Source organism: Parabacteroides sp. APC149_11_2_Y6, assembly GCF_054506995.1.
Genome location: NZ_CP173709.1, coordinates 1,338,861 through 1,352,347 on the forward strand (window position 1 = coordinate 1,338,861; position 13,487 = coordinate 1,352,347).

Here is a 13,487-nt window from a genome sequence, read left to right on the forward strand (position 1 = left end):
ACCAACTAAAAACAGAAAAGACGTATGAACGTATTATTATTCGATAATTATGACTCCTTCACTTACAATTTGTTACATATCCTGAAGGAACTGGGTGCCGATGTCGAAGTGCACCGTAATGATAAAATCTCATTGGATGAAGTAGACCGTTTTGATAAGATATTGCTTTCGCCGGGTCCCGGCATACCTGAAGAGGCCGGCATTTTGCTCCCTTTAATACAACGTTATGCACCGACAAAAAGCATATTAGGCGTTTGTCTGGGTGAACAGGCTATCGGGCAGGCATTCGGGGCAGGACTTATCAACCTGACGGAAGTTCATCACGGAGTCTGTTCGGATATCCGTCTCAAGGCATCCGATTCATTATTTGCCGGTCTTGAACCAGGGTTCCGTGCCGGGCGTTATCATTCATGGGTTGTGTCTAAGGAGAACTTCCCGGAATGTCTTGAAATCACTGCAGAGGATACGGAAGAGGGACAGATCATGGCACTCCGCCACCGTGAATATGATGTAAAAGGCATACAGTTCCATCCCGAATCGGTCCTTACTCCAAAAGGGAAGATTATTTTGGAGAACTGGATACGCGGCTAAGTCTGTTGTTGAATCGAAGTACTAAAATTAATAGCTAAAGAAAATGAAAGAAATATTATATCGCCTGTTTGAGCACCAGTATTTAGGACGGGACGAGGCTCGCCGGATACTTCAAAATATGGCGGAAGGCAAATACAACGACTCGCAAATAGCCAGTCTGATTACTGTATTCCTGATGCGCAGTATCTCCGTAGAGGAGTTGACCGGTTTTAGAGAAGCACTTTTGGAAATGCACGTCCCGGTAGACCTGTCCGAATATAAACCGATTGATATTGTCGGGACAGGCGGGGATGGCAAGAATACGTTTAATATCAGTACCACATCTTGCTTTGTTGTTGCAGGGGCCGGTTATCATGTCGTGAAACATGGTAACTATGGTGCTACTTCCGTAAGCGGAGCCAGTAATGTGATGGAGCAACACGGTGTGAAGTTTACAAACAGTCTCGACCGGTTGAAGCGTTCTATGGATACCTGCAATCTGGCCTATCTGCACGCGCCTTTGTTTAATCCGGCCTTGAAAGCCGTTGCCCCGGTACGTAAGAGTTTAGGTGTCCGGAGTTTTTTCAATATGCTCGGACCGCTTGTAAATCCGGTTATGCCTGCCTATCAGTTGTTGGGTGTATATAATTTGCCGCTTTTACGCCTTTACAGTTATACCTATCAGGCAAACGGGACTCGCTTTGCTATCGTCCATAGCCTCGACGGGTTTGATGAAATTTCGTTGACATCGGACTTTAAGGTCTCCATGCCGGATAAAGAGAAGTTGTATACGCCCGAAATGCTCGGGTTCTCCCGTGTAACGGAAAAAGAACTCGATGGCGGTGAAACCGTTGCCGAGGCTGCACGTATATTTGACAATGTCCTGAATAACCGTGCTACGGATGCACAGAAGAATTGTGTGATTGCCAATTCCGCTTTTGCCATCCAGGTGATATGCCCGGATAAGAAAATAGGCGAATGCCTGGAAGAAGCCCGTCTTTCTTTAGAGAGCGGAAAGGCCTTGGAAACATTCAGGAAGTTTTTGGAATTGAATAGCTAAGTTGCGAGTATGAAAGATATTCTACAAGATATAGTTGCCAATAAGCGAAAAGAGGTAGAGCGGCAGAAACAAGCTGTCAAACTTCAAACTTTATTGGGATTGGGAGGCGATCGTTTAGAACGTGCCACTCATTCCATGCGGGCTTCGCTTGCTTCGTCTCCCTCCGGCATTATCGCCGAGTTTAAACGCAAAAGCCCCTCAAAAGGATGGTTGCATCCCGGTGCCGTTATCGATGAGGTGGTACCTGTATATGAAAAGAATGGCGCCTCTGCATGTTCTATCCTGACCGATACCGATTTCTTCGGAGGTTCGTTAAGCGACTTATGCCGTGCCCGTTCGATGGTAAACCTTCCTTTGCTCCGTAAAGACTTTATTATAGATGAATACCAATTATATCAGGCCCGTGTAATGGGAGCTGATGCCGTTTTGCTGATTGCAGCCTGTCTGACCTCAGATAAATGTCTGGAACTGGCAGAGTTGGCACATACGTTAAGCATGGAAGTCCTGCTCGAAATACATAGCGAGGAGGAATTAGAGCACCTGAATCCTTTCATCGATATGTTGGGAGTGAACAACCGGAATCTGGGAACCTTCCATACCGATGTAGCGAATTCTTTCCGGTTGGCAGAGAAATTGCAAGCCTATACCGGGCAGCAAAATTTATCGCCTTTGCTTGTCTCTGAAAGCGGTATATCTGATACCGGTACAATCACCAGTCTGCGTGAAGCCGGTTTCCGTGGCTTTTTGATAGGGGAGACTTTTATGAAAACCGGGCAACCGGGCGAAACGCTTGCCTCATTTATAGGAGAATTGCCATGTTAATCAAAGTATGCGGCATGCGCGACCCCCGGAATATCCGTGAAGTATCCGAACTGGGTATCGATTGGATCGGTTTCATCTTCTACCATAAATCATTAAGGCAATTGACAAATCAGTTGACAGTTGACAGTGGACAATTGACAGTTAAAGAAGAAAATACAAACGCGAAGCAACTGTCAACTGTCACCTGTCAATTGTCAACTGATTCGTCACCTGCTAAAGTGGGTGTTTTTGTCAACGCCACCATCCGGGAGATGATGGAAACGGCTTCCGATTACCGACTGGACTATTTGCAATTGCATGGAAACGAGTCGCCGGAGGATTGCCATACGCTGCAAAAGCGGGGTTTCTCACTGATTAAAGCCATATCCGTGTCGTCCGGGGAAGATTTGGAGAAAACGAAAGACTATGAAGGGCGCGTCGATTATTTTCTGTTCGATACGAAATGCAGTGGTTACGGCGGTTCGGGAAAAAGCTTTGACTGGTCAGTCCTTTCTGCTTATCACGGAGATATGCCTTTTCTGCTAAGCGGCGGTATTTCACCGGAAAGTCTGGAGGCCGTACGTCATTTTAGTCATCCCCGCTTTGCCGGTATCGACCTGAACAGCGGCTTTGAGATAGAACCGGGATTGAAAGATGTTGGAAAGTTACGGGAGTTTATTTCCCATTTGAAGTAAAAAATAATCATTAGACATAAAAAACAATCATAATATGAATCGCATTACGAACTTATTTGAAACAAAGAAAAGCAACATTTTGTCTGTTTACTTTACTGCCGGATATCCCAAACTGGAGGATACGGCTATTGTACTGAAAGCACTTCAGGATAAAGGTATTGACATGGTAGAAGTAGGTATTCCGTTTTCCGACCCGATGGCAGACGGTCCGGTGATACAGGCGGCTGCGACACAAGCCTTACGTAACGGGATGTCCTTACAACGGTTATTCGAGCAATTGAAAGCTGTCCGTTCGGAAATAAATATACCTGTTGTTCTGATGGGGTACCTGAACCCGATTATGCAATTCGGCTTTGAAGCATTCTGCAAACAATGCGTGGAAGCTGGCGTGGCAGGAATGATTATCCCCGACCTGCCTTTTGCCGATTATATGGCGGATTATAAGGAAGTGGCGGAACAGTACGGTTTGAAAATGATCATGCTTATTACCCCTGAGACTTCGGAAGAACGTATCCGCCTGATAGACGAACATACTTCCGGTTTTATTTATATGGTATCCAGTGCCGCTACCACCGGGGCGCAACAGCGTTTCGATGAGCAAAAGCAGGCCTATTTCCGCCGTATTAACGGAATGAACCTTCAAAACCCGCGCCTTGTAGGGTTCGGCATTTCCAACAAAGTGACTTATGAAGCGGCAGCCGCCAATTCCTGCGGTGCCATCATCGGCAGTAAATTCGTGCAGTTGTTGGGGAGTGAACCTACTCCAGCTGATGCTGTAGATAAATTATTGGATAGTTTGAGTAAATAATAACTGTTTAGAGCTATCGAAAATTACCTGTGCGGATTGTCAAAACTATCTGCGCAGATCTTTTCCACTACCCGGAACATAGTTACGATTATGTTCCGGGTAGTGGAGACAATCCGCGCAGGTAGATGAAGAGGGGGGTAAACCGAAAAAATTAAGCATGGCAATGTAATTCTCCGATAAATAGGTTATTTTTGTACCTACAAATGACAAAAACAACGTCAATAATCTAAATTCTTATAAATGAAAACATTATTTCTTTCTTTATTGCTGGCAGGTTCAGCAGTAACGGCATCCGCCCAGCAACAAAGTTTCTGGAAAGAAGACTTCTCGTCAGGCAAATTACCTGCCGGATGGACTGTCGCCGATTCGTCAAAGACCGGCAAGTGTCAATGGATCGTAACCGACCAGCCTTACCCGGGGTCTTTTCAGTTCGAGCAACAAGCGCCTCCTATAGCTTCCACCAGCCGGGGATTTCATATGCAATACCGCCCGGGTGTTGTAACCGGTGAGGAAATAACCAAATGGAACCAGCGTGGTGAGTACCCGAACGGGTATTTCCAGACTAACGCTATCGATTGTTCCGGTAAAAACGATGTAATACTGAAATTCCAGCACCTGTTCCGTTGGAACAACTGGTTTACCGGTAACCATGCCGGTCTGTGGGTTGGTGTCAGCAACGATGGTACTAACTGGAAAGAGTACAACGTAATCGATAAAATCCCGGCTGCCACCCTGTTGCATGCCCCGATAAATGAAGAAATCAATATCAGTGAAGTGGCAGCGAACCAGAAAACCGTTTACCTGCGTTTCTTCTGGCGCGATATCTTCTCCTGGTACTGGATGGTGGATGATATTGAACTTACCCAACCGTTCGATTACGACCTTGCCTTGGAAGGGGTTACCTCCCATAAGGAAGCCGGAAATACATTTACGAAGGAAGATGTATTGAAGGTAAAACTGAAAAATGTCGGTGCGAAAGCCATACATGAAAACTTTACGGTTACCGCCTCCCTGAACAACGGGCAGAAGCTGACAGCCGAAGTAAATGCTTCGCAGAAGCCGATTGAAAAGCAGGAAGAACGCGAAGTGTCTTTCCCGGCAACAGACCTTACCCAAATGGGCTCTTATAAAATAGAATTTGCCATCGATTACCCAAAAGACCAGCGTGTGGAGAATAATCTATTGAAAACAAACCTGTATGCCGCCAAGATGAATTTGGGCAACTTGACGAAATTTAATAAAATCAGTAATACGGAATATGAATTTGTTTCTGGATATGCCAAGGTAAAACTCATGTTCTACCGGGATGATATTTTCCGTATCTGGCTTGCACCGGATGGCGAATATACGAATCCGGCAGCGAACTCGATTGTCGTGGATTATGGAGTGAAGAACCCGAAAGTATCCATGAGCAATGCCGGGGAGTATTATAAATTCTCCACTCCCCAGTGTGTAGTCCGTGTTTATAAGCATCCGATTCGCTTTGCCATGTACGACAAAAACAATAAATCGGTCTTGTTTGAAGAAGCCGAACCCATCTCTTTTGGATTGAAAACAACCCAGAACCTGCGCCGTAGTGCGGATGAAGACTTCTATGGTTGTGGCATGCAGCAAGGGAACTTCTCGCATAAAGGAAAAGTGCTCGACATAGCTGTTACCGGCTGGGATGAAGACCAGTCATCCAACCCGGCTCCTTTCTATATGTCGACCAAAGGATACGGTGTGTTCCGTAATACTTTTGCACCCGGAAAATATGACTTCAACAGTTCCGCTGTTTCAGAAAAAGCCTATGATGACGGTTTCAAGATGTTGGGATATACAAGTAATCTGACACACGACGAAAACCGTTTCGATGCCTTCTATTTCTTCGGCCCTTCTTTGAAGAATATCCTGAATGATTATACCGATATCACCGGAAAGCCGTTTATGCCCGCTATGTGGATGCTTACGATGGGGGATGCGGACTGCTATAATAAAGGCGAACAACGTACCGGATGGAAACAAACCACTCCGGATGTTATCTCGCAGGTAGCCGATAAATATGTGGAATACGATATGCCGCGCGGCTGGATTCTTCCGAACGACGGTTACGGTTGCGGCTATGTAAAACTGGATTCTGTCGTTTCGGAACTTCATAAGAGAGGCTTCCATACCGGATTGTGGACAGAGAACGGTGTGGATAAGATAGCCTATGAAGTAGGTACTTGCGGGACACGTCTTTGTAAACTGGATGTTGCCTGGGTGGGCGAAGGATATGAGTTTGCATTAAATGGTTGCAAGTCCGCATTCGAGGGCATTCAGAATAATACAAACGAAAGAGGTTTTGTCTGGGCTGTCTGCGGATGGGCAGGGACACAACGTTACTCTACCGTATGGAGCGGCGACCAGGTAAGTAATTGGGATTATATCCGTTACCATATTCCGACCATTACCGGTGCAGGTCTTTCCGCTATGAATGCGGCAACAAGCGATGTGGACGGTATCTTCGGCGGTTCGCCAAAGACCTATACACGCGATTTACAATGGAAAGTCTTTACCCCGATATTTATGACGATGAGCGGTTGGGCGGATGCCGACCGTCAGCCGTGGATTTACGGACATCCTTATACCGACATCAATCGTAATTACCTGAAACTGAAAATGCGCTTGAATCCCTACGGATATTCTTACTGTCACGAAGCGCATACAACCGGTGTTCCTATGGCTCGCGCCATGGTTCTGGAATTTCCGAACGACCCGGTTACCCGCGATACGACTACCCAATATCAGTTTATGAGTGGCGAATGGATGATGGTCGCACCTGTTTATACCCGCCGGAATGTGCGTGAAAACATCTATTTCCCAGCCGGAGAATGGTATGATTACTGGACCGGGGAGAAATATGAGGGAGGCAAGTGGCTGGATAAATATAATGCAGGACTGGATATATGTCCCGTATTTATCCGTCAGGGAGCCATCATCCCGATGTATCCCGATATGAATTACGTAGGCGAGAAGCCGACCGATGAACTTACCCTCGAAATTTATCCGTACGGCAATACCTCCTTCAACCTGTATGAAGACGATTGCCTGACCCGTGATTATGAAAAAGGGGAATTTGCACAGACCTTGATTTCCGTTTCTGCCCCGGAAGGAAAGCCGGGCACGGTTACAGTGAATATCGCTAAGGCAAAAGGCGATTTCAAAGGACGCCATATGGAACGTACGTATATAATCGACAGCCGTTGTGCCGAAGCACCTAAGACGGTAACGGTAAGCGGTAAATCCGTAGCTGCAATTTCAGCCGCCGATTTCAAGGCTGGAAAGGCCGGTTGGTATTTCGATGCTTCCGACCGCCAGGGACGTTTGAAGATACGCACGGCACGTCTGTCCACAAATGCAGACCAGCAAGTGGTAATCGAGTGAATAAATCTTTATCGGAGGTAAATTCCAAACATATTTATATCTTTGCGATATTGTATAACCTAATAAAACAGATGTGTTATGAGCGATAAGAATGATTTGATTTACGATGAAGATGACTCTGTAGCATTTATCCAGAATTATCTTCCGCAGGAATTGAAAGGCAAATTCAGCAACGACGATATTAATTATATTGTAGACCTGATTTATGAGTTCTATGAGTCTAAAGGTTTCCTGGATGAAAATACCAGTGACGATGCGGAAATCGATATCGATGAAGAGGAACTGGTGAACTATGTAATAAAGAATGCCGAAAAGGACGAAGTAGGTAAATTCGATGCCGAAGCAATCACATTTATCGTGCAGGGAGAGCTGGAGTATTGCGATTCCATCAACATGTTCGATTGATTGTTTGTTATACAACTGTAACATAGTTTATAAACAGAAAAGAAAATGAAGAACTGGAAATTATTATCGGTATTGTTACTCTGTATGGCTGTTTTGTTCAGCGGTTGTAAAACATGGAATAATACGGCAAAAGGTACAGCTATAGGTGTTGGCGGCGGTGCTGCCGTAGGTGCGGGTATTGGTGCTTTGGCAGGTAATACGGCATTAGGGTCTATTATCGGTGCGGCTGTAGGTGGTACGGCAGGTGCTTTGATTGGAAAGAAAATGGATAAGCAGAAGAAAGAACTGGAAGAAACCCTTCCGCCGGAAACGACTGTCGAGACTATCAACAACGGCGAGGCTCTGAAGGTTACGTTCGATTCCGGTATCCTTTTCGCAACCAATTCGAGTACATTGAGCGATGCATCCAAAAGCGCACTGCGTAATTTTGCCAACAGCCTGAAAGCAAATCCGGATACGGATATTAAGATTGTCGGTTATACGGATAACACGGGTAGTGTGGATTACAACCAGACCTTGTCTGAAAAACGTGCCAAAAGCGTGTACGACTACCTGATGTTGCAGGGCATAAGCAGCGACCGTATGTTTTACGAAGGCAAAGGCGTTCATGACCCGGTTGCCAGCAACAGCACACCGGAAGGACGTGCATTGAACCGCCGTGTGGAAATTATCATTCTTGCCAACCAGAAGATGATACAGGAAGCACAGCAGGGAACATTGAGGTAATAGTTCTAACTTTAGAGAAAATAAAAGCGGTATAAATCGGGTGTGAAGCCGGGTTTATACCGCTTTTTTATGGTTTACCGGCATTTAACGATTGTTTATGCCCGTTTCAAAATCTTCAAACAAGTTAATTAACATATTCGTAAGGAAAGCTAAGCAAACCTTTTTTAGTTCATATTGTTTAAATAGTAACTTATATATAAGCACAAATAATAGTATAAACTGTTTTAAACGTTGAATGAGATGAAAAAGATTCTTCCATTTTTCTTGCTGGTTCTTTTATTGGCATCCTGTCAGAAAGATCCGGATATGTCAAAACTAAGCGATGATTTCGTTGTGTTTACAGACTACAACAAAGACGCCAATTTTAATTCGTTCACTGCCTTTTATGTTCCTGATAGTGTGATGGTAATAGGAACTAATGAAAAGCCGGAATTTTGGACCGGAGCAGATGCACAACCTATCGTATCCACACTGGTCAAAGCAATGGAGGCACGTGGTTATACCCGTACAACCGATAAGTCGATTGCCGAACTGGGCTTACAGGTCTCTTTTGTGAAAAATGTAAATTATTTCACTAATTATTATGACAACTCCTACTGGTGGTGGGGATACCCCGGATACAGATGGTGGTCTAACTACTGGGGTGGCTGGAACGGATGGTACTATCCATATCCTGTTGTGTACAGCTATAGCGTAGGTTCACTATTGGTTGAAATGGTAGATTTACAAACACCGATTCCCGCAGCAGATGCAAAACTTCCTGTTTTGTGGACTGCCTATATGACCGGTCTGCTGTCTGGTTCCGATAAAGTAAACAACCAGCTTTCTATGCGTGCTATCGAACAGGCATTTGTTCAATCCCCTTACATCGTTAAATAATTAAGCGAGAATTAATGAATCATTTAGAAACGGGTATCCGTTTTGATTATAAATTTAGGTTCTTATGAAAAAGATAAATAAATCAATAAAATTAATCGCTTTACTTATTGCCTGTTTAGCGATTCCATCACTGGCTGGCGCCCAGGTTGTAAAGAATATGTATTTCAATATCGACTGGCAAATCAATTCTCCTTTCGGCCAGAGTTTTGCCGACCGTACAAGCGGTTGGGGTGCCCATGGAGAAGCCGGTTATTATGTTATTCCTAATTTCTCTGTCGGTGCGTTTATTTCCTATCATACGAATAATAAGTATATCGACCGCCAGACGATTCCGGTAAGCAGCACATCGGTTGTTACTTCCGACCAGCAACATTCTATTTTCCAGTTGCCTTTCGGTGCGGCATTCCGTTATAATGTTTCTCCGGAAAACCAGTTCCAGCCCTATGTAGGTTTGCAGTTGGGTGCAAGTTACAGTGAAATGTCTACTTACATGAACGTACTGAAAATGTACGACCGTAACTGGGGATTTTATGTAGCGCCTGAAATCGGTATGAACATGTATTTCACTCCTGATAAGAAAATAGGTGCACACATTGCTATGTATTACAACTATGCAACAAATAAAGGCAGTGTCCTGAATTATAATGTGGATGGTTTAAACAACTGGGGCGTACGCCTTGGTATCGCATTCTAAAATATAGGAAGTTTGTTCTTTTAAGTGTTTTATGTAGTTTATTTGAAAACGGGAGGTACAGCCGGTAGCTGCCTCCCGTTTTTTTTGTCTTTTTTTAATTCTTTCCGATTAAATAATCCAAAAACGATATAATTGTAGGGGCTGTTTGGAAAATTATTAATTTATAGTGTTAAAATGCGGGTTTAGACTAAGTAGTTTTATTTTCTCGTTGGTATATAATAAAGTATTTTGGAAACAGAATGTGAAAAATATATAACTTGGATTTAATGCTAACTCTAATAATATTAACCTATGAAACAGCTTTTTATGGCAACTTTTGTTGCTTTTTTAGGGGGAACTTCACCTGCCGAAGCGTCGGATGTGTCTCTCCCGGAAGTTAACCTTGCAACTCCTGTCATCTCACAAAAATCAAAACAAATAACTGGTACGGTGATAGATGACACCGGGCTCCCTGTAATCGGAGCCAATATTTTGGTAAAAGGAACTACGAACGGGACGGTTACGGATGTGGATGGGAAATTCACCCTCGACAATGTATCGGAAGGCGCTCTTTTAATCGTTTCTTATATCGGTTTCCTGGAGCAGGATGTTAAAGTTTCCCACAATAAAAATGTCTTTCATATTACCATAAAGGAAGACACACAGAAACTGGACGAAGTTGTAGTCGTTGGATATGGTACGCAGAAGAAAGCGAACCTGACAGGCTCTGTCTCGACCGTAAAGTACGGGCAGGAACTGGAAAACAGGCCGATTACCGACCCGTCTCAGGCTTTGTCCGGTAAAGCGACCGGTGTATGGGTAAGCCAGAATTCCGGTTCACCGGGTTCGGATGGGGCTACGATACGTATTCGCGGTTACGGTACATTGAATAACTCGGACCCATTGGTATTGATTGATGGAGTGGAAGGCCGTATGGCTGAACTCGCTCCGAATGATATTGCTTCCATTACCGTGTTGAAAGATGCCGCTTCAGCCGCAATTTACGGTTCCCGTGCTGCGAACGGGGTTATATTAGTAGAAACAAAGAAAGGTTCAGGCGATAAAGTCAGTGTAAATTACACAGGCTATTTCGGCATGCAACAACTGGGACGCCGTTATGATATTATATCCGATAGCCCGGAATACATGGAGTTATGGAACTCCGCATTTACCAATAGCGGCAGCAATCCGCTTTTCCCCCAAGATGTAATAGATGCGTTCCGCAATGGGAACGATCCTTATAAATATCCGAGTACAAATTATTTCGACGAAGTTTTCCGCACCTCCTTCACTACCCAACACAACTTATCAGCCACGATTGGTGGCAAAAAATCACACAGTTACATTTCTTTAGGCTACCTCAATAATGATGGTATTATTAAAAACACGAACTCGGAACGCTACAACCTGACTATTAATACCGAAGCAAAAGTAAACGATTGGCTGAAAATCGGCGGCAGAGCGCGTATTATGCGCAAGATTACGACCCGCCCTTATGATGGTATCAACCGTGTTATTTACATGATGGCAAACGGTCATCCGTTTTCCACGCCTTATTTGCAGGATGGAAAGACATTCGGTGGTACGCAGGCGCTTTATCTTTCGGGCGACAAAGCCGGGCAGCCGATTGTGGATACCCGTAACCCGTTCCCTGATTTGTATAACGGACAGAGCCAGTTTATTAATACTTTCATGAAAGGGAATGTGTATGCGACTATCGATTTTATGAAAGGATTGAGCCTGACCGCACAATACAGCGGGCAGTATAATAATAACAATAACGACAAATATAACGAGACGCATTATTGTTATACCGACCTCGATGGTTCCAATAAGACTAAACCGCTGGATTACCCGTCTACCTTGTATGTGTATCGCGGTGTTTCGGACGAATATTATTCCACCTTCTTTGCCAATATGAATTTCGATAAGACGTTTAATGAAATACATGATATTTCGGCAGTAATAGGTTTCCAGCAGGAATCCATGACCAAACGGGTGACGACGGCACAGAAAACTGATCCTTCGAAAGGAGATATACACCAGATAAATTCAGGAACAAAGAATCCGACTACGACCGGTAATAAGTATCTCTGGCGCATGCTTTCCTATTTTGGACGTGTCAACTATGCCCTGATGGGTAAATATCTGGCGGAAGTGAATCTGAGAGCGGATGCCTCTTCCCGCTTTGCCAAAGGAAACCGCTGGGGGTATTTCCCTTCATTCTCTTTGGGATGGCGTTTGGGTGAAGAACCTTTTATCAAAAAACTGAATATCTTCGATAACCTGAAGGTCCGTGCTTCCTGGGGTAAGTTAGGAAACCAGAATATCGGTTCGGGTAGCAACAGCGACTATTTCCCGTATCTGACTGTAATTACGCAGGATTATGCAAACAGCTATAACTTTAAGAACACACTGGCTCCCGGTGCGGCTATTACCGGTCTGGTAGACCAGAATATTACCTGGGAAACCACGACGACTACGGATATCGGTCTGGATTTGGGCTTTCTGAAAAACCGTCTGAATATAGAGGCTGATTATTTTGAAAGAAGGACCTCCGATATTATTGTACAGTTGCCGATACCGACCGTATTGGGCGGACTGACTGCTCCGTTCGAAAACGTAGGAGAGATGTTGAACCGGGGTGTCGAAATAAATGTGAACTGGCAAGACCGCATCCCGGCTTCCGATTTCAGCTATAGTATCGGTGCCAACCTGACTTATCTGAATAATAAAGTGACCAAGTTCAGGGGCGGAAAATCTCCCGACCAGCTTTATCTGATTCGTGAAGGATATTCTTATAAAACATTGTATGGTTTTATTCAGGAAGGAATTTATCAGAGTGATGACGAAGCCAAGCAACATATGCATAGTAACGGCTACATACCTGTGGCGGGAGATATTAAGTATAAGGATGTAAACGGCGATGGAAAACTGGATTATAAGGATAAACAGGATATGGGAAATACCATTCCTAAATTCACTTATGGCATCAACGGTAATGTGGCTTGGAAAGATTTTGACCTGAGTTTCCAGTTTTCAGGTATTGCCGGAGTCCATGGGTACTACCAGAATGCATGGACCGAACCTCTGGGTATTTCAGGAGGTACCATTACCAAGAGATGGCGGAATGCATGGACGAAAGAGAACCCGTCGGACGAATTGCCGCAGATTAAAGTGAACGATACCTGGAACAGGCAGCAATCTTCTTTCTGGGCATGTAATATGTCGTGGCTGAAACTGAAGAATATCCAGGTAGGATATACTTTACCTACAGAGGTAGCCAATAAGATTTTCTTGCAGAAATGTTATGTATACCTGAATGCTACGGATGTATTTACCATTGTAAGCAACAAATACGAGGGATTCGACCCGGAACGGGATACTTTCTCCGACGGATACAACCACTATCCGATTCCCCGTGTGTTTTCAATCGGTTTGAACCTTTCTTTCTAATGTTGAACT

11 protein-coding genes are annotated in these 13,487 nt (G+C 44.4%); all 11 read left to right on the forward strand.

What is annotated here, in order from left to right:
* The first annotated feature begins 24 nt into the window (after window positions 1–24).
* The 11 genes from ACGE0T_RS05410 (at window position 25) to ACGE0T_RS05460 (ending at window position 13,478) form a co-directional block, all read left to right on the forward strand.
* A complete protein-coding gene (locus tag ACGE0T_RS05410) occupies window positions 25–591 on the forward strand; it encodes an anthranilate synthase component II (RefSeq protein WP_459189516.1) in 567 nt (188 codons plus the stop codon).
* Between the two features lie 43 nt (window positions 592–634).
* On the forward strand, window positions 635–1,630 hold the full coding sequence (trpD, locus tag ACGE0T_RS05415) for an anthranilate phosphoribosyltransferase (RefSeq protein WP_459189517.1): 996 nt from the start codon (window positions 635–637) through the stop codon (window positions 1,628–1,630).
* A gap of 9 nt (window positions 1,631–1,639) precedes the next feature.
* Window positions 1,640–2,452, forward strand: a complete 813-nt coding sequence (gene trpC, locus ACGE0T_RS05420) for an indole-3-glycerol phosphate synthase TrpC (protein WP_459189518.1) — start codon at window positions 1,640–1,642, stop codon at window positions 2,450–2,452.
* Complete coding sequence (locus ACGE0T_RS05425; RefSeq protein WP_459189519.1) at window positions 2,446–3,126, forward strand: phosphoribosylanthranilate isomerase; 681 nt, start codon at window positions 2,446–2,448, stop codon at window positions 3,124–3,126. The genes trpC and ACGE0T_RS05425 overlap by 7 nt, the downstream gene beginning before the upstream one ends.
* Window positions 3,127–3,160: 34 nt before the next feature.
* The gene (gene trpA / locus ACGE0T_RS05430) at window positions 3,161–3,934 is read left to right on the forward strand and encodes a tryptophan synthase subunit alpha (RefSeq protein ID WP_459189520.1); all 774 of its coding nucleotides are present in this window, start codon (window positions 3,161–3,163) and stop codon (window positions 3,932–3,934) included.
* A 240-nt stretch (window positions 3,935–4,174) separates the two neighbouring features.
* Entirely contained in the window at window positions 4,175–7,339 is a 3,165-nt protein-coding gene (locus ACGE0T_RS05435; protein ID WP_459189521.1) for a glycoside hydrolase family 31 protein, read from the forward strand.
* Between the two features lie 78 nt (window positions 7,340–7,417).
* Window positions 7,418–7,744 (forward strand): hypothetical protein, encoded by a 327-nt coding sequence (locus tag ACGE0T_RS05440; protein WP_459189522.1) that lies wholly within the window; start codon window positions 7,418–7,420, stop codon window positions 7,742–7,744.
* A gap of 45 nt (window positions 7,745–7,789) precedes the next feature.
* Entirely contained in the window at window positions 7,790–8,470 is a 681-nt protein-coding gene (locus tag ACGE0T_RS05445) for an OmpA family protein (RefSeq protein ID WP_459189523.1), read from the forward strand.
* Between the two features lie 240 nt (window positions 8,471–8,710).
* A complete protein-coding gene (locus ACGE0T_RS05450; RefSeq protein WP_459189524.1) occupies window positions 8,711–9,349 on the forward strand; it encodes a DUF4136 domain-containing protein in 639 nt (212 codons plus the stop codon).
* A gap of 64 nt (window positions 9,350–9,413) precedes the next feature.
* Window positions 9,414–10,043: an outer membrane beta-barrel protein gene (locus ACGE0T_RS05455; protein ID WP_459189525.1), complete on the forward strand. Its 630-nt coding sequence runs from the start codon at window positions 9,414–9,416 to the stop codon at window positions 10,041–10,043.
* A gap of 291 nt (window positions 10,044–10,334) precedes the next feature.
* The gene (locus tag ACGE0T_RS05460) at window positions 10,335–13,478 is read left to right on the forward strand and encodes a SusC/RagA family TonB-linked outer membrane protein (protein ID WP_459189526.1); all 3,144 of its coding nucleotides are present in this window, start codon (window positions 10,335–10,337) and stop codon (window positions 13,476–13,478) included.
* Window positions 13,479–13,487: the final 9 nt, after the last annotated feature.

Bases quoted from the DNA above. Each gene is read 5' to 3' on its own strand.
- ACGE0T_RS05435 (WP_459189521.1), top strand. From the start codon at position 4,175: ATGAAAACATTATTTCTTTCTTTATTGCTGGCAGGTTCAGCAGTAACG.
- trpD (WP_459189517.1), top strand. From the start codon at position 635: ATGAAAGAAATATTATATCGCCTGTTTGAGCACCAGTATTTAGGACGG.
- ACGE0T_RS05425 (WP_459189519.1), top strand. From the start codon at position 2,446: ATGTTAATCAAAGTATGCGGCATGCGCGACCCCCGGAATATCCGTGAA.
- ACGE0T_RS05455 (WP_459189525.1), top strand. From the start codon at position 9,414: ATGAAAAAGATAAATAAATCAATAAAATTAATCGCTTTACTTATTGCC.
- ACGE0T_RS05460 (WP_459189526.1), top strand. From the start codon at position 10,335: ATGAAACAGCTTTTTATGGCAACTTTTGTTGCTTTTTTAGGGGGAACT.
- ACGE0T_RS05410 (WP_459189516.1), top strand. From the start codon at position 25: ATGAACGTATTATTATTCGATAATTATGACTCCTTCACTTACAATTTG.
- ACGE0T_RS05440 (WP_459189522.1), top strand. From the start codon at position 7,418: ATGAGCGATAAGAATGATTTGATTTACGATGAAGATGACTCTGTAGCA.
- trpC (WP_459189518.1), top strand. From the start codon at position 1,640: ATGAAAGATATTCTACAAGATATAGTTGCCAATAAGCGAAAAGAGGTA.
- ACGE0T_RS05450 (WP_459189524.1), top strand. From the start codon at position 8,711: ATGAAAAAGATTCTTCCATTTTTCTTGCTGGTTCTTTTATTGGCATCC.
- trpA (WP_459189520.1), top strand. From the start codon at position 3,161: ATGAATCGCATTACGAACTTATTTGAAACAAAGAAAAGCAACATTTTG.
- ACGE0T_RS05445 (WP_459189523.1), top strand. From the start codon at position 7,790: ATGAAGAACTGGAAATTATTATCGGTATTGTTACTCTGTATGGCTGTT.